Source organism: Paracoccus angustae, assembly GCF_042648745.1.
In the GTDB taxonomy this organism is placed as follows: Bacteria; Pseudomonadota; Alphaproteobacteria; order Rhodobacterales; family Rhodobacteraceae; genus Paracoccus; species Paracoccus angustae.
The window spans coordinates 1-19,412 of the sequence record NZ_JBHRXY010000006.1 but is presented as its reverse complement, the minus strand read 5'-3'; the positions used below and the strand labels follow the sequence as shown (position 1 = coordinate 19,412).

Annotated in this window: 18 protein-coding genes, 1 tRNA gene, 1 other RNA gene and 1 pseudogene; 11 read left to right on the top strand and 10 right to left on the bottom strand. The window is 68.7% G+C overall.

Annotation, left to right across the window (positions count from 1 at the left end; all coding sequences use genetic code 11):
* The first annotated feature begins 472 nt into the window (after positions 1-472).
* Positions 473-1,393 carry a hypothetical protein gene (locus ACFOM8_RS09545; RefSeq protein ID WP_377761126.1) on the top strand — a complete coding sequence of 307 codons (921 nt, stop codon included), beginning with the start codon at positions 473-475 and terminating at the stop codon, positions 1,391-1,393.
* 213 nt (positions 1,394-1,606) lie between these two features.
* Here the strand turns inward: ACFOM8_RS09545 and ACFOM8_RS09540 are convergent, their stop codons facing one another.
* Both ACFOM8_RS09540 and ACFOM8_RS09535 read right to left on the bottom strand, forming a co-directional pair.
* Positions 1,607-2,215, bottom strand: a complete 609-nt coding sequence (locus tag ACFOM8_RS09540) for an inner membrane-spanning protein YciB (RefSeq protein ID WP_377761125.1) — start codon at positions 2,213-2,215, stop codon at positions 1,607-1,609.
* A gap of 63 nt (positions 2,216-2,278) precedes the next feature.
* Entirely contained in the window at positions 2,279-3,292 is a 1,014-nt protein-coding gene (locus ACFOM8_RS09535) for a DUF1223 domain-containing protein (RefSeq protein WP_377761124.1), read from the bottom strand.
* Between the two features lie 237 nt (positions 3,293-3,529).
* Here ACFOM8_RS09535 and acnA point away from each other — a divergent pair, with 237 nt between their 5' ends.
* The 4 genes from acnA to ACFOM8_RS09515 all read left to right on the top strand — a co-directional run bounded on the left by acnA (position 3,530) and on the right by ACFOM8_RS09515 (position 8,613).
* Positions 3,530-6,253, top strand: a complete 2,724-nt coding sequence (gene acnA, locus ACFOM8_RS09530) for an aconitate hydratase AcnA (RefSeq protein WP_377761123.1) — start codon at positions 3,530-3,532, stop codon at positions 6,251-6,253.
* A gap of 554 nt (positions 6,254-6,807) precedes the next feature.
* An RNA gene (gene rnpB, locus ACFOM8_RS09525) (RNase P RNA component class A) lies at positions 6,808-7,183 on the top strand.
* Between the two features lie 119 nt (positions 7,184-7,302).
* Entirely contained in the window at positions 7,303-7,470 is a 168-nt protein-coding gene (gene rpmG, locus ACFOM8_RS09520; RefSeq protein ID WP_022707377.1) for a 50S ribosomal protein L33, read from the top strand.
* A gap of 255 nt (positions 7,471-7,725) precedes the next feature.
* Positions 7,726-8,613: a DUF2189 domain-containing protein gene (locus ACFOM8_RS09515; protein WP_377761122.1), complete on the top strand. Its 888-nt coding sequence runs from the start codon at positions 7,726-7,728 to the stop codon at positions 8,611-8,613.
* Positions 8,614-8,869: 256 nt separating this feature from the next.
* On the opposite strand, the gene ACFOM8_RS09510 is transcribed toward ACFOM8_RS09515, so the two are convergent.
* Positions 8,870-9,745 carry a hypothetical protein gene (locus ACFOM8_RS09510; RefSeq protein WP_377761121.1) on the bottom strand — a complete coding sequence of 292 codons (876 nt, stop codon included), beginning with the start codon at positions 9,743-9,745 and terminating at the stop codon, positions 8,870-8,872.
* Positions 9,746-9,885: 140 nt separating this feature from the next.
* Between ACFOM8_RS09510 and ACFOM8_RS09505 the strand changes: the two genes are divergently transcribed.
* The 6 genes from ACFOM8_RS09505 (at position 9,886) to ACFOM8_RS09480 (ending at position 14,187) form a co-directional block, all read left to right on the top strand.
* Positions 9,886-9,961, top strand: a tRNA-Thr gene (locus tag ACFOM8_RS09505).
* A 74-nt stretch (positions 9,962-10,035) separates the two neighbouring features.
* Complete coding sequence (locus ACFOM8_RS09500; protein WP_377761120.1) at positions 10,036-10,953, top strand: manganese-dependent inorganic pyrophosphatase; 918 nt, start codon at positions 10,036-10,038, stop codon at positions 10,951-10,953.
* Positions 10,953-11,822, top strand: a complete 870-nt coding sequence (locus tag ACFOM8_RS09495) for a TIGR01459 family HAD-type hydrolase (RefSeq protein WP_377761119.1) — start codon at positions 10,953-10,955, stop codon at positions 11,820-11,822. Before ACFOM8_RS09500 ends, ACFOM8_RS09495 begins: the two co-directional genes overlap by 1 nt.
* Positions 11,823-12,342: 520 nt before the next feature.
* Positions 12,343-12,786, top strand: a complete 444-nt coding sequence (locus tag ACFOM8_RS09490; protein WP_377761298.1) for a MaoC family dehydratase — start codon at positions 12,343-12,345, stop codon at positions 12,784-12,786.
* Between the two features lie 31 nt (positions 12,787-12,817).
* Entirely contained in the window at positions 12,818-13,747 is a 930-nt protein-coding gene (locus ACFOM8_RS09485; protein WP_377761118.1) for a bifunctional riboflavin kinase/FAD synthetase, read from the top strand.
* Positions 13,747-14,187, top strand: a complete 441-nt coding sequence (locus ACFOM8_RS09480; protein ID WP_377761117.1) for a YcgN family cysteine cluster protein — start codon at positions 13,747-13,749, stop codon at positions 14,185-14,187. The genes ACFOM8_RS09485 and ACFOM8_RS09480 overlap by 1 nt, the downstream gene beginning before the upstream one ends.
* On the opposite strand, the gene ACFOM8_RS09475 is transcribed toward ACFOM8_RS09480, so the two are convergent.
* From ACFOM8_RS09475 to ACFOM8_RS09445, 7 genes and pseudogenes are all read right to left on the bottom strand, one after another.
* Positions 14,163-14,318, bottom strand: coding sequence for a hypothetical protein (locus tag ACFOM8_RS09475; RefSeq protein WP_377761116.1), 156 nt, complete (start codon positions 14,316-14,318; stop codon positions 14,163-14,165). The genes ACFOM8_RS09480 and ACFOM8_RS09475 overlap by 25 nt on opposite strands.
* A 211-nt stretch (positions 14,319-14,529) precedes the next feature.
* The gene (locus ACFOM8_RS09470; RefSeq protein WP_377761115.1) at positions 14,530-15,138 is read right to left on the bottom strand and encodes an ABC transporter ATP-binding protein; all 609 of its coding nucleotides are present in this window, start codon (positions 15,136-15,138) and stop codon (positions 14,530-14,532) included.
* Positions 15,128-15,904: an ABC transporter permease gene (locus ACFOM8_RS09465; protein ID WP_377761114.1), complete on the bottom strand. Its 777-nt coding sequence runs from the start codon at positions 15,902-15,904 to the stop codon at positions 15,128-15,130. The genes ACFOM8_RS09470 and ACFOM8_RS09465 overlap by 11 nt, the downstream gene beginning before the upstream one ends.
* A complete protein-coding gene (locus ACFOM8_RS09460) occupies positions 15,897-16,886 on the bottom strand; it encodes an ABC transporter substrate-binding protein (protein WP_377761113.1) in 990 nt (329 codons plus the stop codon). Before ACFOM8_RS09460 ends, ACFOM8_RS09465 begins: the two co-directional genes overlap by 8 nt.
* 96 nt (positions 16,887-16,982) lie before the next feature.
* Positions 16,983-17,459 (bottom strand): 6,7-dimethyl-8-ribityllumazine synthase, encoded by a 477-nt coding sequence (locus tag ACFOM8_RS09455; RefSeq protein ID WP_377761112.1) that lies wholly within the window; start codon positions 17,457-17,459, stop codon positions 16,983-16,985.
* 3 nt (positions 17,460-17,462) lie between these two features.
* Complete coding sequence (gene ribB / locus ACFOM8_RS09450) at positions 17,463-18,578, bottom strand: 3,4-dihydroxy-2-butanone-4-phosphate synthase (RefSeq protein WP_377761111.1); 1,116 nt, start codon at positions 18,576-18,578, stop codon at positions 17,463-17,465.
* Positions 18,579-18,787: 209 nt separating this feature from the next.
* Positions 18,788-19,345 (bottom strand): annotated as a pseudogene (locus tag ACFOM8_RS09445) (hypothetical protein); the annotation flags it as partial.
* Between the last annotated feature and the right edge of the window lie 67 nt (positions 19,346-19,412).

Here is a 19,412-nt window from a genome sequence, read left to right as displayed (position 1 = left end):
CCCCCGGATGCAGGCCGCGTTGTGATGGGGACACGGGCGCGGCAGCGGCCATGGCGATCCGGCGGGAAAAGCTGAATGCCCCCCCGTCCCGATCCTGTCCGTCCCCTGCGCGCGTCATCGCGTCTGTTCCTTACGGTTGACGCGAAGGCGAAAGCCCGCCGCGCCGCTGTCTGATGTCGCCCGGTCGCGCGACACTGCGCGCCGCGGGCGGGTTTTCCGCGTGACACATGCCGCCTTCCGTGAATCGGTGCCAGAGGTGCCGCGCTGCGAAACTGTTTGCGCCCCACAACCCGCGATTGAGGATCGCCGAACGCATAGCCGCAACATAGAGGGGGTGGCAGGGAAAATTCAATGGCGAAAACGGTCTGGCCCGGAATGGGCGGGTTCCGGCCCGCGCGAAACGCCGCGCAACGGGCGTCACGCAGCCTTAACGCTTCTTTCACGGCGGCGTTGCACACTGGCCCTAAGTCCTGTGCGCAACAAGGAGGCGCTGTCCATGCCGGTCGTCAAGGTCGATGCCGATCACGCGCTGCCCCCCGGACTGACGGGGACGCTGGCCGACCTGCCCGGCCATGCGCCCGTGATCCTGATGATCCACGGTTACCGCTATTCGCCCGCCGCCGCCCATTGCGATCCGCACCGCCATATCCTGTCGCTCGACCCCGACTGCCGGGTCCGTCGGGCGCTGTCCTGGCCGCGCGCGCTCGGCTTCGGCACGGGAAACGGGGACGAGGGGCTGGCTATCGCCTTTGGCTGGGAAGCGCGGGGGATGCTGGGCCGCGCCTACGGCCGCGCGGGCCGGATGGGGCGGCCGGTCGCGGCGCTTGCCTCCGCCGTGGCCCAGCGGGCGGGCCGGCCGGTCGCGGTGATCGGCCATTCGCTGGGCGCGCGGGTCGCGTTGCAGGCGCTGCACCATGCCGATCCCGGCAGCATCGGCCGGGTGGTGCTGCTGGCGGGGGCCGAGTTCCGCGACACCGCCGCCGCGGCGCTGGACAGCCCCGCCGGGCGCCGGGCCGAGGTGCTGAACATCACCTCGCGCGAGAACGACCTGTTCGACTTCGCGATGGAGCTTTGGCTGGATCGCGGGCGCAGGCAGGCGCTTGGCTTCGGCCTCGACCGTCCGGCGGGCAACTGGCTGGACGTGCAGATCGACGACCAGGCCACGCTGGCCGCCCTGGACCGCCTGGGCTTTCCGGTCGAGCGGCGGCCGCTGCGCTTGTCGCATTGGACGCCCTATCTGCGGCGCGGGCTGTTCGATTTCTACCGCACCGCCCTGGCGCAGCCCTGGGCCTTGTCGCTGCCTATGCTGCGCGCCCGCCTGCCCGGCCGGATCGAGCCGCGCTGGTCGCGCCTGCTGGCCCCGCCCGCGCAAGGGCGTGGGGTCAGGGCATAGGGCGGGACAGTCCGGCACCGCCCGTCCCCGATCGGCCGAATGCCGCCGCCGCAACGCGACGCCGCCGCCGATGCCGCCTGAACCGCCGGGCCTCGAAGGCCCGCCCCGCCACATCCCCGGCAGGCGCCGGCCCGCGGCGGCCCTGGGCGGCACCGGTTCAGATGGCCCCGCACCGGTTCCGATGGCATCGTTACGCGCCGAGGCCTTGAAGGCCTACTTGGTCGCGTCGTCGGTCGGAACCTCGATGGAATGGGCGCGATACAGCCCGGCATTGGCCATCAGAAAGACAAAGATCACCAGCGGCATGCCGAAGGTCTTGAAGTAAACCCAGGCGGTCTCGGTCATGGATCGCCAGACGACCTCGTTGGCAAGGGCCAGCGCCAGGAACAGCAGCGCCATCCGGGCCGTCAGCTTGCGCCAGCCTTCGGCGTCCATGGGCAGCGCCTCGGACAGGATCGCGCCCAGCCAGTTGCGGCGGGTGATCAGGCTGAATCCCAGAAGCCCCGCGAACAGCAGATAGATGATCGTGGGCTTGATCTTGAAAAAGCGCGGGTCGTTCAGCCAGACCGACAAGCCCCCGAAGACTACCACCAGCAGCAGCGTGGCGATCTGCATGGGCGACAGGCTGCCCGTCAGCCGCCAGCGGATCAGCGTGGCGGCCGCAAGCGCCGGAATGAAGACAAGCGTGGCAAAGACCAGCGGCGTGTAATCCTGTCCCCACAGGCTGACGCTGCCGCCGCGGTTCAGCATGAATACGGCAAAGAACAAAAGCAGCGGGCCCCATTCCAGCGCGGGCAGCACCCAGGGTTTCGGTTCCTTCATGGCGGTCTTCCTTTGTCCGTCGGCGGCCATGTTGTCCCGCATCGCGGGCGGCGGGGCAAGGCGTCAATCCAGCCGGATCGCGGCCAGGATCGGACCGGGCAGGCCGTTGCCGCCCAGTTCCTTCTGGACCAGCAGCGCATGGCGCGTGTCGGCGGGAAAGCTGTCGCTGGCCGAGCCGTCGGGGCTGACGGTCATGCGCAGCGGCGCGGTTCCGTCCCATTCGGCCAGCCGGTCCAGGGACAGCACGACATTGGTATAGGTCACGACCTTGCCGCGGTTCTCGCCCGCCGTCATCTCGACCGCGCGTTCGGGGGCATAGCGGACCAGCAGGATTTCCACCCCGCCGTCCAGGTCGGACAAGGGCATCAGCTCGATCACCTGGCCCTGGGGCGTGGTGTCGCGCTGCACGCTGACCAGGGCCGGGGCCACGCGACTGGCGTCGATCAGCCCCATCAGCTGCGCAGGCCCAAGCGCCACCGCCGTGTCCACGCCCCCCACGATCACCTGCGGCGTGTAGACCGCGTGTTCCCCCGCCGCGCGGGCATAGCCTTCCTGCCGGGCCGTGAACTCGGGCCGGGCAAAGCTGTCGGCCCAGCCGAGGTAATCCCAGTAATCGACGTGAAAGGACAAGGGCAGGACGCCAGGCTCCTCGGACAGGGTGGCCAGCATCGCGTCGGCGGGCGGACAGGACGAACAGCCCTGCGAGGTGAAAAGCTCGACCACCACGGGGATCGCGCCGGCAAGGCCCAGGCTTTCCATCTGCGGCGGCGCATCGGTCGCGGCAAAGCTGTTGAGCCCGCCCAGTTCGGTCGGCGCATAGGCCGACGAGGGCGCCGACCGTCCGGGATCGCTGGGCGCCGAGATCACCGGCGCATCGCGCGGTTCGTACCCGCCCCGGTCCGGGCGTCCGGCGCCGAACCCGGCCAGTTCGCCGCCTGGGTTTCCGCCGCCAGGGTTCCCGCCGCCGGGTCCGCCCGGCCCTTGCGCGGCGGCCATTCCGCCACAAACGACGGTCAGGCCGCACAGGGCTGCGGCGACAAGGGTCTTGGGGCGAAGGGCTGCCGATACGGCCAGCATGTGGCGGTCCGATGGTCGTGGAACTTGGCCCTGCATAGCCCCCGTCCCCTGCCCCGAACAAATCAACGCTTTGTTAGCCGGGCCGTGAGCCGCCCTTGTGCTCCTTGAGCAACAGCCCCATCTATGGTATGCGATTGCATACAATTCGCGGCGCGACACCCTTGCGCTGTTCCCCCGCATCGGGCAAAGCAAGGCACGCAAGCCCGACCCATCCAATTCGCAGACAGGGAGGCCCCCATGCCTATCCAGATCGGAACCGACACCGCCAAGACGCGCCGCAAGCTGACGGCGGGCGGCAAGGATTACGCCTTTTATTCGATCGCCGCCGCCACGGAAGCCGGACTTGGCGATTTCTCGAAACTGCCTGCCTCGCTGAAGGTCGTGCTGGAAAACCTGCTGCGCTTCGAGGACGGCGGCTTTTCGGTGTCCGTTGACGACATCAAGGCCTTCGGCGAATGGGCCGCGATGGGCGGCAAGAACCCGCGCGAGATCAACTATCGCCCCGCCCGCGTGCTGATGCAGGACTTCACGGGCGTTCCGGCGGTCGTTGACCTTGCCGCGATGCGTGACGGGATCATCGGCCTTGGCGGCAACCCGCAGAAGATCAACCCGCTGAACCCGGTCGATCTGGTTATCGACCATTCCGTGATGATCGACGAATTCGGCAATCCCCGCGCCTTCCAGAGAAACGTGGATCTGGAATACGAACGCAACATCGAACGCTACCAGTTCCTGAAATGGGGCCAGAACGCGTTCCAGAACTTCCGCGTGGTGCCGCCGGGAACCGGCATCTGCCACCAGGTGAACCTGGAATACCTGGCCCAGACCGTCTGGACCGACACCGACCAGAACGGCGATCTGGTCGCCTATCCCGACACGCTGGTGGGCACCGACAGCCACACCACCATGGTCAACGGCCTTGCCGTCCTGGGTTGGGGCGTCGGCGGGATCGAGGCCGAGGCGGCGATGCTGGGCCAGCCCGTGTCCATGCTGATCCCGGAAGTCGTGGGCTTCAAGCTGACCGGCCGGATGGTCGAGGGCACGACGGCCACCGACCTGGTGCTGAAGGTCGTGGCGATGCTGCGCAAGCACGGCGTGGTGGGCAAGTTCGTGGAATTCTACGGCGAGGGGCTGGACAACCTGCCGCTGGCCGACCGCGCGACCATCGCCAACATGGCCCCCGAATACGGCGCCACCTGCGGCTTTTTCCCCATCGACGACGAAACCCTGCGCTATCTGCGCAACACCGGCCGGGACGAGGACCGCATCGCCCTGGTCGAGGCCTATGCCAAGGAAAACGGTTTCTGGCGCGGGGCGGATTACGCGCCGGTCTATACCTCGACGCTGGAACTGGACATGGGGTCCATCGTGCCGGCGATCTCGGGTCCGAAGCGCCCGCAGGATTACCTGCCGCTGACCGACTCGGCCCAGACCTTCAGGAAGCTGGTGTCCGACTATCGCGGCGGCGCGCAGAACGACGGCGAGGTCATGGTCCGCGACGTGCTGAAGACCGTTCCGGTCGAAGGCACCGATTACAGCATCCGCGACGGGTCCGTGGTGATCGCGGCGATCACCAGCTGCACCAACACCTCGAACCCTTACGTGATGATCGGGGCCGGTCTGGTCGCCCGCAAGGCCCGCCAGCTGGGCCTGAACCGCAAGCCCTGGGTCAAGACCTCGCTGGCGCCCGGATCCCAGGTGGTGGGCGAATACCTGGAGGCCGCGGGCCTGCAAGAGGATCTGGACGCCCTGGGCTTCAACCTTGTGGGCTACGGCTGCACCACCTGCATCGGCAACTCGGGTCCGCTGGGCGATCCGGCGATCTCCAAGGCGATCCATGACCATGATCTGGTCGCGACCGCCGTGCTGTCGGGCAACCGCAACTTCGAGGGCCGGATCAGCCCCGACGTGCGCGCGAACTTTCTGGCCTCGCCCCCGCTGGTGGTGGCCTACGCCATCGCGGGCGATCTGAACGTGGATCTGACCCGCGACCCCATCGGCCAGACGCCAGAAGGACGCGACGTTTATCTGAAGGACATCTGGCCCACCAACCAGGAAATCGCCGAACTGGTCCATGCGACCGTGACGCGCGAGGCGTTCCAGTCGAAATACGCCGACGTGTTCAAGGGCGACGAGCGTTGGCAGGCGGTGGAGGTCACCGACAGCGAGACCTATGACTGGCCGCCGACCTCGACCTATATCCAGAACCCGCCCTATTTCCGCGGCATGTCCAAGGAGGCGGGCGTGATCAGCGACATCGAGGGCGCGCGGGTGCTGGCGATCCTGGGCGACATGATCACCACCGACCACATCAGCCCGGCGGGGTCGTTCAAGCCCACCACGCCCGCGGGCCAGTATCTGCTGGAACGCCAGGTCGCGCCGAAGGATTTCAACAGCTACGGCTCGCGCCGGGGCAATCACGAGATCATGATGCGCGGCACCTTCGCCAACATCCGCATCAGGAACGAGATGCTGGACGGCGTGGAAGGCGGCTTCACCAAGGGGCCGGACGGCCAGCAGACGACGATCTTCGAGGCCTCGATGGCCTATCAGGAACAGGGCGTGCCGCTGGTGATCTTCGGCGGCGTCGAATACGGCGCGGGATCCAGCCGCGATTGGGCGGCCAAGGGCACCAACCTGTTGGGCGTCAAGGCCGTGATCGCCGAGTCGTTCGAGCGCATCCACCGCTCCAACCTGGTCGGCATGGGCGTCGTTCCGCTGGAGTTCCTGCCGGGCGAGAACCGCAAGACGCTGGGCCTGAAGGGCGACGAGGTTGTGTCGATCCACGGGCTTGCCGGCGACTTCAAGCCGCTGTCGCTGGTGCCCTGCACCATCCGCTACGGCGACGGCACGGCCAAGGAAATCCAGCTGAAAGCCCGCGTCGATACCGAGGTGGAAATCGAATACCTCAAGAACGGCGGCGTGCTGCATTACGTTCTGCGGAACCTGGCGAAAAGCTGACCGGCACCCCGCAGGCTGCGCGCAAGCACGCGCCATGCGCCCCCGCTGTTTCGCAGCGGGGGCTTTTTGTTGCTAAAGAGAGGGCAAAGGACAGGAGGCTGCGCGAGCATCCGCCTCGCATTCACTTCGGCGCTGATCTTCCTTGCGGGATGCACCCGCATTGAAACCATCCCCGGGTCAGAACCGGACCCCGACCTTTCTTGGCCGCAACACGTTGCAAGGACGTCCTGGTGTTCCAGGGACAACTCGGTGCCTTGCAGAAGGCTGCTGTCTGCCGCCGCGAAAGCATGTGGAGGGTCCGAACAACCCGCAGAAAGCTCCCTGGCTCCAAGTGGCCACGATGGAATTCATGGGGCTTGGACGCTGGATTTCTCATGGTCCTTGCAAGCCGAACCATCGGCCGCGCGATGAACCCGCGGGTCAAGCCGACCAGCCGGCCGAATTGCGGGCGAGCATTTGTTCCGCCCCATCGGTGAGCGCGCGCCGCCCCCCTGTCCCGGTTCTTGAAACACCGCCATTGACCCCGACCGCCCGACCCGCCATATCCCCCATGCGCGGAGGGCCGGATGACCGCGGCAGTTCGCTGTCGAGGAAAGTCCGGACTCCATGAGGCGACGGTGCCGGGTAACGCCCGGCGGGGGCAACCCCAGGGAAAGCGCCACAGAGAACAGACCGCCCGCATCCGTGCGGGCAAGGGTGAAACGGTGGGGTAAGAGCCCACCGGGGGCCTGGCAACAGGCCCCGCATGGCAAGCCCCACCGGGAGCAATGCCGAATAGGGACCGCGCGCGGGGGCAACCCCGCAGGGCCGCCTTGCCCCAGCAGGTCCGGGTAGGCAGCTTGATCCGGCGGGCAACCGCCGGGCCAGAGGAATGGTCATCCAGCCGCCCATGGCGGTGGACAGAATCCGGCTTACAGGCCTTCCGCGCAAATCACGCCCGGATGCCGCGATTCGCGGTTGACTTCGACGCATCCGCGGGTAAAAGCCGGGCTTCAAACGAATTCCACGGGGTCTGCGCCGCGCGATTGCCCCGAAGCAGGAGCAATGACATGGCGAAGCCCACCACCATCAAGATCCGGCTGAACTCGACCGCCGGCACGGGCCATTTCTACGTGACCAAGAAGAACGCCCGCACCATGACCGAGAAGATGACCGTCCGCAAATACGACCCGGTCGTCCGTCAGCACGTCGAATACAAGGAAGGCAAGATCAAGTAAGGATCCTGCCGGACAGGGCCGGGCCGCTGGCCTGGCCGGGATCGAAGGGCGCCCGCGGGCGCCCTTTTTGCCGTCTGCCGGTGCGGCCTTGCCGGGCCGAAAACCCCGCGCCCGAATCCAAGGGTGCAACCTTGCCGCGAATCTGCTAGACTGGCGACGAGGACGGTTCGGCCCCGGGATGATCGCGGGGGGCGCCGGGTTCTCCGGCTGACGCCTCGCCCGGGTCCGGGCCCTCCAGCAAGGGAGGATGCAGCCATGCCTGACAAGACGATCGGAAACCCGGTAAGCTGGAGCGCGCAAAGGCTGGCCGGGATGGGCCGTGGCCTGGGCTCGGCGGTCGAGGGGATCGGCAGCCACGAGATGACCCGCCCCCAGGTCAACAGCATCGGCACGGGCGACATCCGCGCGGCGCTGCGCCAGGGCGCCCGGGATTTCGCCGCGCTTCGGTCGGACGTGATCATCGGGGTGGCGCTTTATCCGGTGATCGGCTTTGTTCTTGCCGTCTGGGCCTTCAACGCCGGCCAGGTGCATCTGCTGTTCCCGCTGGTTGCGGGCTTTCCCCTGGTCGGACCGGTCGCGGCGGTCGGCCTTTACGAAATGAGCCGGCGGCGCGAGGCGGGCGAGCCGGCGGATTGGGGCGCGGCGCTGGCCGCGCTGACAGGCCGGGTGCTTGGGCCGGTTCTTGCGCTGAGCGCCCTTCTGGCGGTGATCTTCGTGGTCTGGCTTTACGCCGCGCATGCGATCTGGGCCGCCACCCTTGGCCCCGAATCCTATGGCGGCCTGCTCGACTTCCTGCGGGCGACCCTGACCACGCGCGACGGCTGGACGATGATCCTGGCCGGAACCGGCGTGGGCTTCGTCTTCGCGGGGGTGGTGCTTTGCCTTGCCCTGGTTTCTTTCCCGATGCTGATCGACCGTCCGGTGGGCGTGCCGGTGGCGCTGGCGACCTCGCTTGCGGTGGTGCGCCGCAACCCGCGCGCGGCGGCCACCTGGGGGCTGGTCGTCGCCGTGTCGCTGCTGCTGGGGATGATCCCGCTGTTTGCCGGGCTGATCCTCGTGCTGCCGATCCTGGGCCACGCGACATGGCACCTTTACCGCCGGGCCGTGACCTGGCCCGATCGGGGGATGGCGTCGGAACGCTAGGGCAGAGACGGTCATGGTCCGCCGCCTCCGATCGGCGCAAGACCGTCCCCCGCACGCGCCGCCGATGCCGCCCGAACCGCCGATCCGTCAGGTCTCGGCGGCGCGGCCCCGGCGGGCGCGGCCCTTTGGGGTCGGGGGGATCACGCATCCGTTTCCGTGTCCCGCCCGTTCGGGTGCCGCGGTCCCAGATCGTTCCTGAAGGCCGATCCGCCCCAAGGCCGTTCCCTGCCCCGCCGCACGGACCGCGCCGGGTTTTTCAGGCCAGCACGAACTCGACCCCCGGCAGCACCGCGATCTCGGCCACGTCGGCGCGGTAAAGCTCGGTCACCCGGTCCACCACTTCCTGCGTCCAGCCCGGCAGGTCGATCACCTGGTCCAGCGCGGCGGGCAGCGCGTGGTTCTGGATCACCTCGGACCAGATCGCGCGGCGCTGCGCGACGGTCAGCCGGTCCTGCGCGGACAAGGCCTCCCTGAGACGGGCCATGCCCTCGGGGCCCAGGATCTCCTCCAGATACATGGTCCCGCCGGCCAGGGGGGCGTCGGGGGGGATGTTGCCGGCCAGGCGGGCGATCTCGGGCCAGATCAGGGGCACGTCCTCGTGGCACCAGATCACCACCCGGCGGCCGGGAACCGCGCGCAGCAGCGCCTGGATCGGGTCGCGCCAGCGCAATTCCAGCGGATGGCGCCCCTGCATCAGCACGGGATAGCCGCCGCCGGTGAAGATCGGCAGCACCTCGGCGATCAGGGTCGCGGGGTTGCGGATGGCCAGAAAGAACTCGACCTCGTGGTCGGGGAACAGGTTGGCCAGCGCCGCCGCCCGCGCGCCCATCTGCGGGTAAAGCCCCGTCTGCCCCACCACGCGGCCCGGCGCCCCCATGAAGGAGGGCGTGGAAAAGACCGCCCGGTCCGGGGCGTCGCTGTGCAGGACGGCATCCAGCATGATCTGCTGCATCTCGGGCGTGGCGCGTCCGCCCTTCAGCGACATCAGCGCCTCTTCGAACAATCCGCGGTGGCGGTTCGGGGTCACGATGTCGGTGCCGTGCCGCATCAGCCGGTCGCGGTTGTTCAGCAGCGTCTTCAGCAGCCTGTCGCCATCCGTGCAATGCACCCCCAGGTGAAACACCATCTGCATATCGGACCGTTCCTTCCCTCGTCTCGACCGCCGCGGGCGACGCCGCACAGTAGCTGGGCCGCCGGTGCAGTCAAACCGCTTTCGCCGCTTGCGAAAACCGCCCGCACCCGCTAGGCAGAAGGCGTCGCCCCGTGCGTCATGCCGGTTTAGCTCAGCTGGTAGAGCAGCTGATTTGTAATCAGAAGGTCGCGGGTTCGATTCCTGCAACCGGCACCATCCCCTCATCCGTTGGACATCCCCCCGGCCCCGCCCTATAACGCGTGCGAAATCAGACCGCTTACAGGTGCATCATGATCAAGGTCTTCGGCCATACCGCCCCCGACACGGATTCGACCGGCTCGCCCATCATCTGGGCTTGGTATCTGAACGAGGTCCGCAAGACCCCCGCCCAGGCGGTCCTGCAAGGGGAACCCAACGCCGAAGCCCTGTGGATGCTGAAGCGGTGGAACCTGGACAAGCCGCAGATCATCGCGGACCTGGCCCCGGGCGATCAGTGCGTGATCGTGGACACCAACAACCCCGCCGAACTGCCCGCCGGCCTGGACGGGGCCGACGTGATCGAGATCATCGACCACCACCTGCTGGCGGGGGGCATCAAGACCCGCGTGCCGATCAACATCACCGTGCGTCCCCTGGCCTGCACCGCCACCATCATGCACGACCTGATCGGCGAGGACATGGCCCGCGCGCCCGAATCCGTCAAGGGCGCGATGCTGACCTGCATCCTGTCGGACACGCTGGAATTCCGCAGCCCCACCACCACGGCCCATGACCGCGCCGTGGCCGAAAAGCTGGCCGCGGACCTGGGCGTCAACATCACCGACTACGCGACCGAGATGTTCGCGGCCAAGTCCGATGTCAGCGCCTTCAGCGACGAGGCCCTGCTGCGGCTGGACAGCAAGGAATACGACCTGGGCGGCAAGCACCTGCGGATCACGGTTCTGGAAACCACCTCTCCGCAGACGCTGCTGGCGCGCAAGGACGCGCTGCTGGCCGCCATGCCGCGCGTGGCCGCCGCCGACGGCGCGGACGAGGTGCTGTGCTTCGTGGTGGACATCCTGCGCAAGGAGGCGACCCTGCTGATCCCCAACGAGTTCGTCCGCCAGCTGGCCGAGCGCAGCTTCGGCGTGCCCGTGACCGGCGACAGCGTGGTTCTGCCCGGCGTGATGAGCCGCAAGAAGCAGATCATCCCGGTGCTTGCCCTGTAATGACGAAGATCATCCAGTCGCTGTCGCAGATCGGCGCCGATTACGACGTGCTGTTCTGCGACCTGTGGGGCTGCCTGCACAACGGCAAGCAGCCCTATCCCGCCGCCGTGGCCGCCTTGCAGGCGTTCCGCCAAGGGGGTGGCCGGGTCGTCCTGATGACCAACGCGCCGCGTCCGAACCAGTACGTGATCGCCCAGCTTGACCGCATGGGCGTGCCGCGCGACGCCTGGGACATCGTCGTCAGTTCCGGCGATGCCGCGCAAGAGGCGATGTTCGCGGGCGCCGTGGGCCGCAAGGTCTGGCATATCGGCACCGGCAAGGACAACGGCTTCTTCGACGACATACCCGCCGAGTTCGCCGACGCGCCCCCCATTCAGCGCGTGCCGCTGGCCGAGGCCGAAGGCATCGTCGCCACCGGCCCCTTCGAGGAGCTGACCGAAACGCCGCAGGATTATCACGACCGGCTGATGCAGGCGCGCGACCGCGGGCTGCCCTTGCTTTGCGCCAACCCGGACGTGGTGGTGGACATGGGCGAGACGCGCATCTACTGCGCGGGCGCGCTTGCGGAATACTACGAAGGGCTTGGCGGCCAGTCGCTGTATTTCGGCAAGCCGCATCCGCCGATCTACGACCGCGCGCGGCGGCTGCTGGCTCTGGGGCCGGACGCGCGGATCCTGGCGGTCGGCGACGGCATCTTCACCGACGTGAAGGGCGGCCTGGACCAGGGCATCGACGTGCTGTTCGTGACCGGCGGCCTTGCGGCCGACGCGCTTGGGCCGGATGTCGAGAATCCCGACAACGTCCTGCTGCTGGACTGGCTGGGCGGCCATGCCCTGGCCCCGCGATACAGCATCGGCCGGCTGCGCTGACCGCCCGGCGGCGGCAGAAAAACACATGAACGGATGAGGGGATCCGAAATGCCGCGCCTTGGCCGCACGGGACAAGGGCTTTGATCCCCGGGGGCTTTGATCCCGGCGGCGCCGCGCGATCCTCGGGGCTGGCGCTGCACGGCCGCGGCAGGCGCGCGGCGGGGTCCGGCCCGGCAAGGGGCGGATCGGGCGGGACGTTCGGATGCCGGCGCGCTGCCCGCTCGGAAATGGCACGCCAGCGGCTCCGGTCCGGCGAGTCCAAAGCAAGAAGACCGTCCGTCCGCCATCCCGCGACGCCGCCGCCATGATGCAGACCCCGGTTCCGCAGCCGACATCCCGGCGCGGTCTCCGCGCAAGGTCCGGGGACCGGCTTTCCGCTGGACCCGCACCGGTCCGATCCGGAACCGATCAGCAACATTGTTACAATCAACCGACGGAAAACCGAAATATTGTTGCTAAAGCGGTTTTTCGCTGCTATGCAGCATCATTCCCTTGGCTTGGTCTCACCATGGAACGCCCTATGCTGGACAACTTTCCCCGCGGCACCATCGTCATCGAGGATCTGGAGGTCGGCATGACCCGCCACCTGCAAAAGCAGGTGACGGACCGCGACATCGAGCTGTTCGCCGAGGTTTCGACCGACCGCAACCCGGTGCATCTGGACGACGGCTATGCCCGCGACACGATCTTCGAAGGCCGCATCGCCCATGGGATGCTGACGGCGGGGCTGATCTCCGCCGTGATCGGGGAACAACTGCCGGGCCATGGCACGGTTTATCTGGGCCAGACGCTGAAGTTCATGGCCCCCGTCCGCCCCGGCGATACCGTCCGGGCCGAGGTGACGGTGGACAGCATCGACCACCCGAAACGGCGGGTCACGCTTGCAACCCGCTGCCTCGTGGGTGATACGGTCGTCCTGAAAGGCGAGGCGGTCGTTCTGGCGCCAAGCCGCAAGTTCGACTGACGGGGCGTCCGCGTCCCAGTGGGGGCACCCTTTGCAGATCCACCGCGACTGGACAGGACTTCCGGCAGGCGCCCGTGGCGCCTCTGTCGCCATGGGCAATTTCGACGGCGTCCACCTGGGCCACCGCGCCGTGATCGAGGCCGCGCGCGGCGCCGTGGACGCCCCCCTGGGCATTGTGACCTTTGAACCCCACCCCCGCCAGTTCTTCGCCCCTGACGCCCCGCCCTTTCGGCTGATGAACTCGGAATCGCGGGCCAACCGCTTGGCCCGGCTGGGGGTGGAACAGCTCTACGAGCTGCCCTTCGGCCCGGTGCTGGCGGGCCTTTCGCCCGAGGCATTCGCCCGCGACGTGCTGGTTGGCGGGCTTGGTGTCAGCCATGTCACGGTTGGCGCGGATTTCGTCTTCGGCAAGGACCGGGCGGGCAATGTCGCGACCCTGCGCGACCTGGGGGCGCAGTTTGGCTTCGGCGTGACGGCGGTGCCGCTGCTGGGCCATGGCGGGCAGGACTACAGCTCGACCGCGATCCGCCGCGCGCTGGCCGAAGGGCGGCCGCGCGACGCGGAACGGATGCTGGGCCACCTGCACCGGATCGAGGGCGAGGTCGTCCACGGCAACAAGCGCGGCTGCGAATTCGGCTGGCCCACCGCCAACATGCGCATGGACGACCTGCACCTGCCGCGCCTTGGCGTCTATGCCGTGGTGGTGGACGTGCTGACCGGGCCGGACAAGCTGTCCTGCCAGGGCGTCGCCAGCCTGGGCGTGCGCCCGATGTTCGGCCGCAACGCCCCCAACCTTGAGGTGCATCTGTTCGACTTCAGCGGCGACCTTTACGGCCAGCATCTTTCGGTGGGCCTGGTTGAATTCCTGCGCGACGAGGCCAAATTCGACAGCGTGCAGACATTGATCGACCAGATAGCCGCCGATGCGGAACAGGCCCGCACGGTGCTGGCGGGCGTCTGATGCGCGAGCGTTTCTGGGAGCTGCCCCTGCCGCAGCTTGCCCCCGACGAATGGGAGGCCTTGTGCGACGGCTGCGGCAAGTGCTGCCTGAACAAGATCGAATACGAGGACACCAACGAGCTGGCCTTCACCCGCGTCGCCTGCAAGCTGCTGGACGGCGAGAAATGCCAATGCGGCAGCTATGCCAACCGCCACGACTATGTTCCCGACTGCGTGGTCCTGACCCCCCGCAAGCTGGCCGAGATCGCCTGGTGGCTGCCCGCGACCTGCGCCTATCGCCTCCGCCACGAGGGGCGGCCCTTGTACAAGTGGCACCACCTGATCTCGGGCGACCGCGAAACCGTCCACCGCGCCGGCGCCAGCGTCCGCGGCTGGACCGTCAGCGAGGCCGAGGTCTGCGAAGAGGACTGGGAAGACTACATCATCGAGGATCTGTCGTAGGACGGGCGCGGCACCGTCCGGCTTTGCAAGGGCGATCCCCGGCCTTGCGTCGCGCGCTGACCCCGGACGCGTTCACGGCCCTTGCGGAAGCGCGGCGGGATCGCCAGCGGGATCAGCCTGGCCGTCGGCATGGGGCGCGTGTTCCGGGCATCGCCGGCCTGCCCGATCTGCGCGCGGATCCCGCGATGGCGTCGGCGGCCCGTTCCCCCAGATCCGGGCCGATGACCGGGGCATGGCCGCCCGCCAGCGCCGTCGCGGCCCCGCCGGCGGATCCGGAAAACCCTGAAAGCATCTCGCGCGCCGAAGGATCGCGGCGGGGCTGGTCTTTCCCCCCGGTGCAGTTCAGCCGAGGCCGGACACCCCGTTTGCGGCCAGCACCGCCGGGCTGCCCGCCAGCCGGACCGGCGCGGCGCCAAGGCGGGCGGCCTCGGCCGCGTCATGCGTGACCAGAACCAGCCCGGCGCCGCTGCGGTCCAGAAGCCGGGCGGTCAGGTCCATCATCCGGCCCGCCGTGCCGGGATCGAGGCTGGCGAATGGCTCGTCCATCAGCAGGATGTCGGGACGGGCGGCAAAGGCGCGGGCCAGCGACAAACGGCGCTGCTGGCCCAGGGAAAGCTGGCGGGGGAACTTGTTCTCGTGCCCTGTCAGACCCGCCTCGGCCATCAGGGCGCGGGCCTGCGCCTGATCGCACCCGGTGGGCAGGGTGATGTTGGCGACCGCCCGCCGCCAGGGCAGCAGGGTCGGTTCCTGGAACACCACCGCCAGCCTTTCCCGCCCTTCCAGACGGCCCTGGAAATCCCCGTCCAGCCCGGCCAGGATGCGCAGAAGCGTGGATTTGCCGATGCCCGACGGGCCCAGGATCGCCAGGCGCTGCCCGCGTCCGACGGCCAGCCGCAGCGCCCCCAGCACCGGGCGGCCCGCAAAGGATTTGCCCGCCAGATCAAGCCTCATCGCGGCGCCAGCGGTTCGCGCCAGCCTCCCACGGGCGCAGGATGGCCAGGTCGATGGCCAGCATCACCGCGACAAAGGACAAGGCCCAGGCCAGCACGCCCGCCACGTCGAACGAGGAAAACAGGAGATGGATCTTGAAGCCCACTCCGTTCGAGCGGCCCAGGAATTCGACCACCAGCACGATCTTCCAGATCAGCGAGATCCCGGCCCGCGCCGCCGCCGCGACATGGGGCGCAAGCTGGGGCAGCACGACATGGCGCAGCCGCGCCCACCATCCCATGCGGAAGGCCCGCGCCATGTCGTCCAGGTCGGGGCGCAGGGCGCGGGCTCCTTCGCGCAGCATCACGGTGGTGACGGGGATCTTGTTCAGGGCCACGGCGGCGACGGCCGCGACCTCGTTCAGGCCGATCCAGATATAGGCCAGCACGATCACCACCAGGGCCGGGACGTTCAGCGCGATCACCAGCCCCGGGTTCAGCCAGTGATCCGCCGCCCGCGACCGGCCCATCCACAGCCCAAGCGCGACGCCCGCGGCCATGGCGATGGCAAAGCTGGCCCCGACCCGCAGCAGCGTCGCGCCCGCGTGCAGCCATAATTCGCCCGATGCCGCAAGCGTCCCAATCCGCCCCGCGACGGCCAGGGGCGAGGGCATGGTGCGCGGATCGTCCGCCGCCGCCGCGACCGCCATCCACAAGGCCAGCAGCAGCAGAACCGACAAAAGTCCCGGCACCAGGCCGGGGCGCTTATGCAGGGGCGGTTTATTCACCTGGCCAGAACAGCCCCGGCGGCAGATCGGACAAACCGCCGGTCAGTTCATCGCCGCCCAGTTCCGCCAGCAGCGCGAACAACCGCTGCGCGTCGGCGGGATCGACCGGACCTTCGGGCGGGATCCCCGCGCGCCAGCCGTCGCGGAGCGCGATGAATTCGGCCTCCGTGCCGGCCTCCATCGTCGGGCGCAGGGCCTGCCAGGCGCCGTCGTCGCGGGCCAGAAGATCCTTGGCCTGCCGCGACGCCTGCGCCAACCCCCGCGCCAGGCCGGGGTTGTTCGCCACCCAGTCGTCGCGCAGGACGTATCCCAGCAGCGGCGTGTCCGGGTCCAGGCCCAGGCCTTGCGCGGCCTCGGCCACGCTGATCACCTGATGCATCCCGCCCGCCTGCATCCGGGCCAGGAAATGCCAGAAATTGATCGCGCCTGCGACCTCGCCCGTCTCGGCGGCGTTCTGGATGATCGGCGGGGCGCCGAAGACCTGCTGCGTGACATCGGCCAGGTCGCGGCCGGTCCGCTGGCGGTGATACGCGCGCAGGATCAGCCAGCTCTTGTCCACCGGCCCGCCAGCGATGCCGATCTTTTCCCCTTCCAGATCCGCCAGCCCCCGCACCGGGCTGTCGGCAGGCACCATCAGCCCGCCCACGGCGGTGGAATAGGGCCAAAAGGTGAAAGGCGCGCCATTCGCCCGCTGCACCGCAACCCAGATCCAGTCCGACACGATGGCATCGACCTGGCCCCCCTGCATGGCGACCTGCGTGGCGGGATTGCCCGCAAAGGGCCGCATCCGCAGTTCGAACCCGTTCTCGCGGTCGAAACCCCGGTCCCGGATGGTTTCCAGTTCCCAGTTGACGGTGCCGTTTTCCAGCGTGCCGACGGTGATCGTCGGCAAGGGCTGCTGCGCCCCGCCCGGCCCCGCCAGCATCGCCGCGGCAAGGCCCAGGGCCAGCCCCAGGATCCGGCCTCGTCCCGGAAACCGCATCGTCTTCCCCCCAAGATTTCCGACCCGCCGGCAGGGTGCCACGGGCCGGGCCCGGTCACAATCGACCAGAAGTCGCACCCTCCCTTCGCCGCGGGATCAGCCGCAATCCCACCGGCGCTTCAGCGCGATCAGGTGCAGCGCCGCAGCCGCCGCGCCGCCGCCCTTGTTCTGGCCCTGCGGATCGGCCCGCACCAGGGCCTGGTCGATGTTTTCGACCGTCAGGATGCCGTTGCCGATGCAATGCCCCTGCAAGCCCAGCAGCGTCAGCCCGCGGGAACTGTCGTTGCACACCGTGTCGTAATGCGTGGTTTCGCCGCGCACCACGCAGCCAAGCGCGACATAGCCGTCATAGGGCTGGCGGCTGGCGGCAAGCGCGATGGCGGTGGGAATTTCCAGGGCGCCCGGCACCTCGGCCAGATCAACGGCGGCGCCTGCCTCGGCGGCGGCGGCGCGGGCGCCCCGCACCAGCCCGTCGGCGATCTGGCGGTAATAGGGCGACACAACGATCAGCAGGCGCAGGTCGCCCCCGATGCGGGGCAGCGGCAGCTGGTGGTGGTCGATGCTGGCGGCCATGGCTTATTCCTTGATCGGTCGGGTTGAATGGATCGACAGCCCATAGGCGTCCAGCCCGATCACGCGGACCGGGGCCGAGTTGGTCAGCAGAACCAGCTCCGACAACCCCAGCGAGGACAGGATCTGCGCCCCCAACCCGTATTGCCGCAGCACGTGCGAGGACACCTCGTCCTGGCGCGGCAGGCGCGGCTCGGTGTCGCGGAACAGCACCACGACGCCCCTGCCCTCGGCCGCGATGATGCGCATGGCCTGGTCCAGCGTGCCCGCGTTCCTGCGCCCGATGCCCAGCACGTCGTGCAGCGGATCCAGCACATGCATCCGCACCAGCACCGGCCCCGGCGCGGCCAGGTCGCCCTTGGTCAGCACGATATGTTCCGCGCCCGTGGTCTCGTCGGCAAAGACGCGCATCGTCCAGTCGCCGCCATGGGCCGACTGCACGGCCATCCGGCCGCGTTCCGCGATCAGGTTGTCGTGGCGGCGGCGATAGGCGATCAGGTCGCTGATGGTGCCGATCTTCAGCCCGTGCCGTTGCGCGAAGACGACCAGATCGGGCAGACGCGCCATGGTGCCGTCGTCGTTCATGATCTCGCAGATGACGCCCGAAGGGTTCAGCCCCGCCAGGCGCGCGACATCGACGGCGGCCTCGGTATGGCCTGCGCGCACCAGCACGCCGCCGTCGCGGGCGCGCAGCGGAAAGATGTGACCGGGCGTGGCGATGTCGGCCGGACCCTTGGCCGGGTCGATCGCCACCGCGATGGTATGGGCGCGGTCCCGGGCCGAGATGCCGGTGGTCACGCCCTCGCGCGCCTCGATCGACATGGTGAAGGCGGTCTCGTGGCGGCTGGAGTTCTTGGGGGACAGCAGCGGCAGCCCAAGCGCGTCGATCCGCGCCCCGGTCAGCGACAGGCAGATCAGGCCGCGCCCGTGGGTCGCCATGAAGTTGATGACGGCGGGCGTGGCCATCTGTGCGGGGATCACCAGGTCGCCTTCGTTTTCCCGGTCCTCGTGATCGACCAGGATGAACATGCGGCCCTGACGGGCCTCGCCGATGATCTCCTCGGTGGGAGAAATCGCGCCGGACCAGTCGCGATCGACCGGCTGGGCATTGTTGTCGGGCATCCGCCGCTCCTGCACAAGACTGCGGGCCGGCAACAACGGCAGGCTTCCGCAAGGACGCCCCTGGTCTGCACCGCAAACGCATCCGGCACAAGACCGGGCGCGCATCCCCGACGCGGCGCGATGGCACGTGGGGACGGGCACGCCGGAACGGGCGCGGCGCGGTCCGCCGGCGGACGAACCGGGGCGCGCGGCCCCGTTCCGCCCCGCGATCAGCGGCAGCCGCAGGCCGGATGCGCTGCGGCGCGCGGGCCCCGGTCGATGGGCAGGGGCGCCAGATCGCCCTGGCGCAGCGCCCTGGCCGCCGCGACAAGGTTTTCCAGCGAGGCCAGGGTCTCGGGCCAGTCCCGTGTCTTCAGCCCGCAATCGGGGTTCACCCACAGCCGGTCCGCCGGGATCACCCCCGCCGCCCTGCGCAGCAGCGCCACCATCTCGTCCCGGGACGGGACGCGGGGCGCGTGGATGTCCCACAGGCCCGGCCCGATCCCGGCGGGGTATTCGAAGTCGCCGAACACCTCCAGCAGCTCCATGTCCGACCGCGAAGCCTCGATCGAGATCACGTCGGCATCCATGGCGGCGATGGCGGGCATGATGTCGTTGAATTCGGAATAGCACATGTGGGTGTGGATCTGGGTGTCGCAGCGCACGGGACTGGCCGCCAGGCGGAAGCAGTCGACGGCCCAGTGCAGATAGCCGTCCCGGTCCCGGCGGCGCAGGGGCAGGCCTTCGCGCAGGGCGGGCTCGTCGATCTGGATCGCCCTAGAGCCTGTTGCGTTTAATCGGTTTCATATCCGGCGGCTTTGAAGAAATTGTAGCATTCCTCGTCGGTGAAGAGAT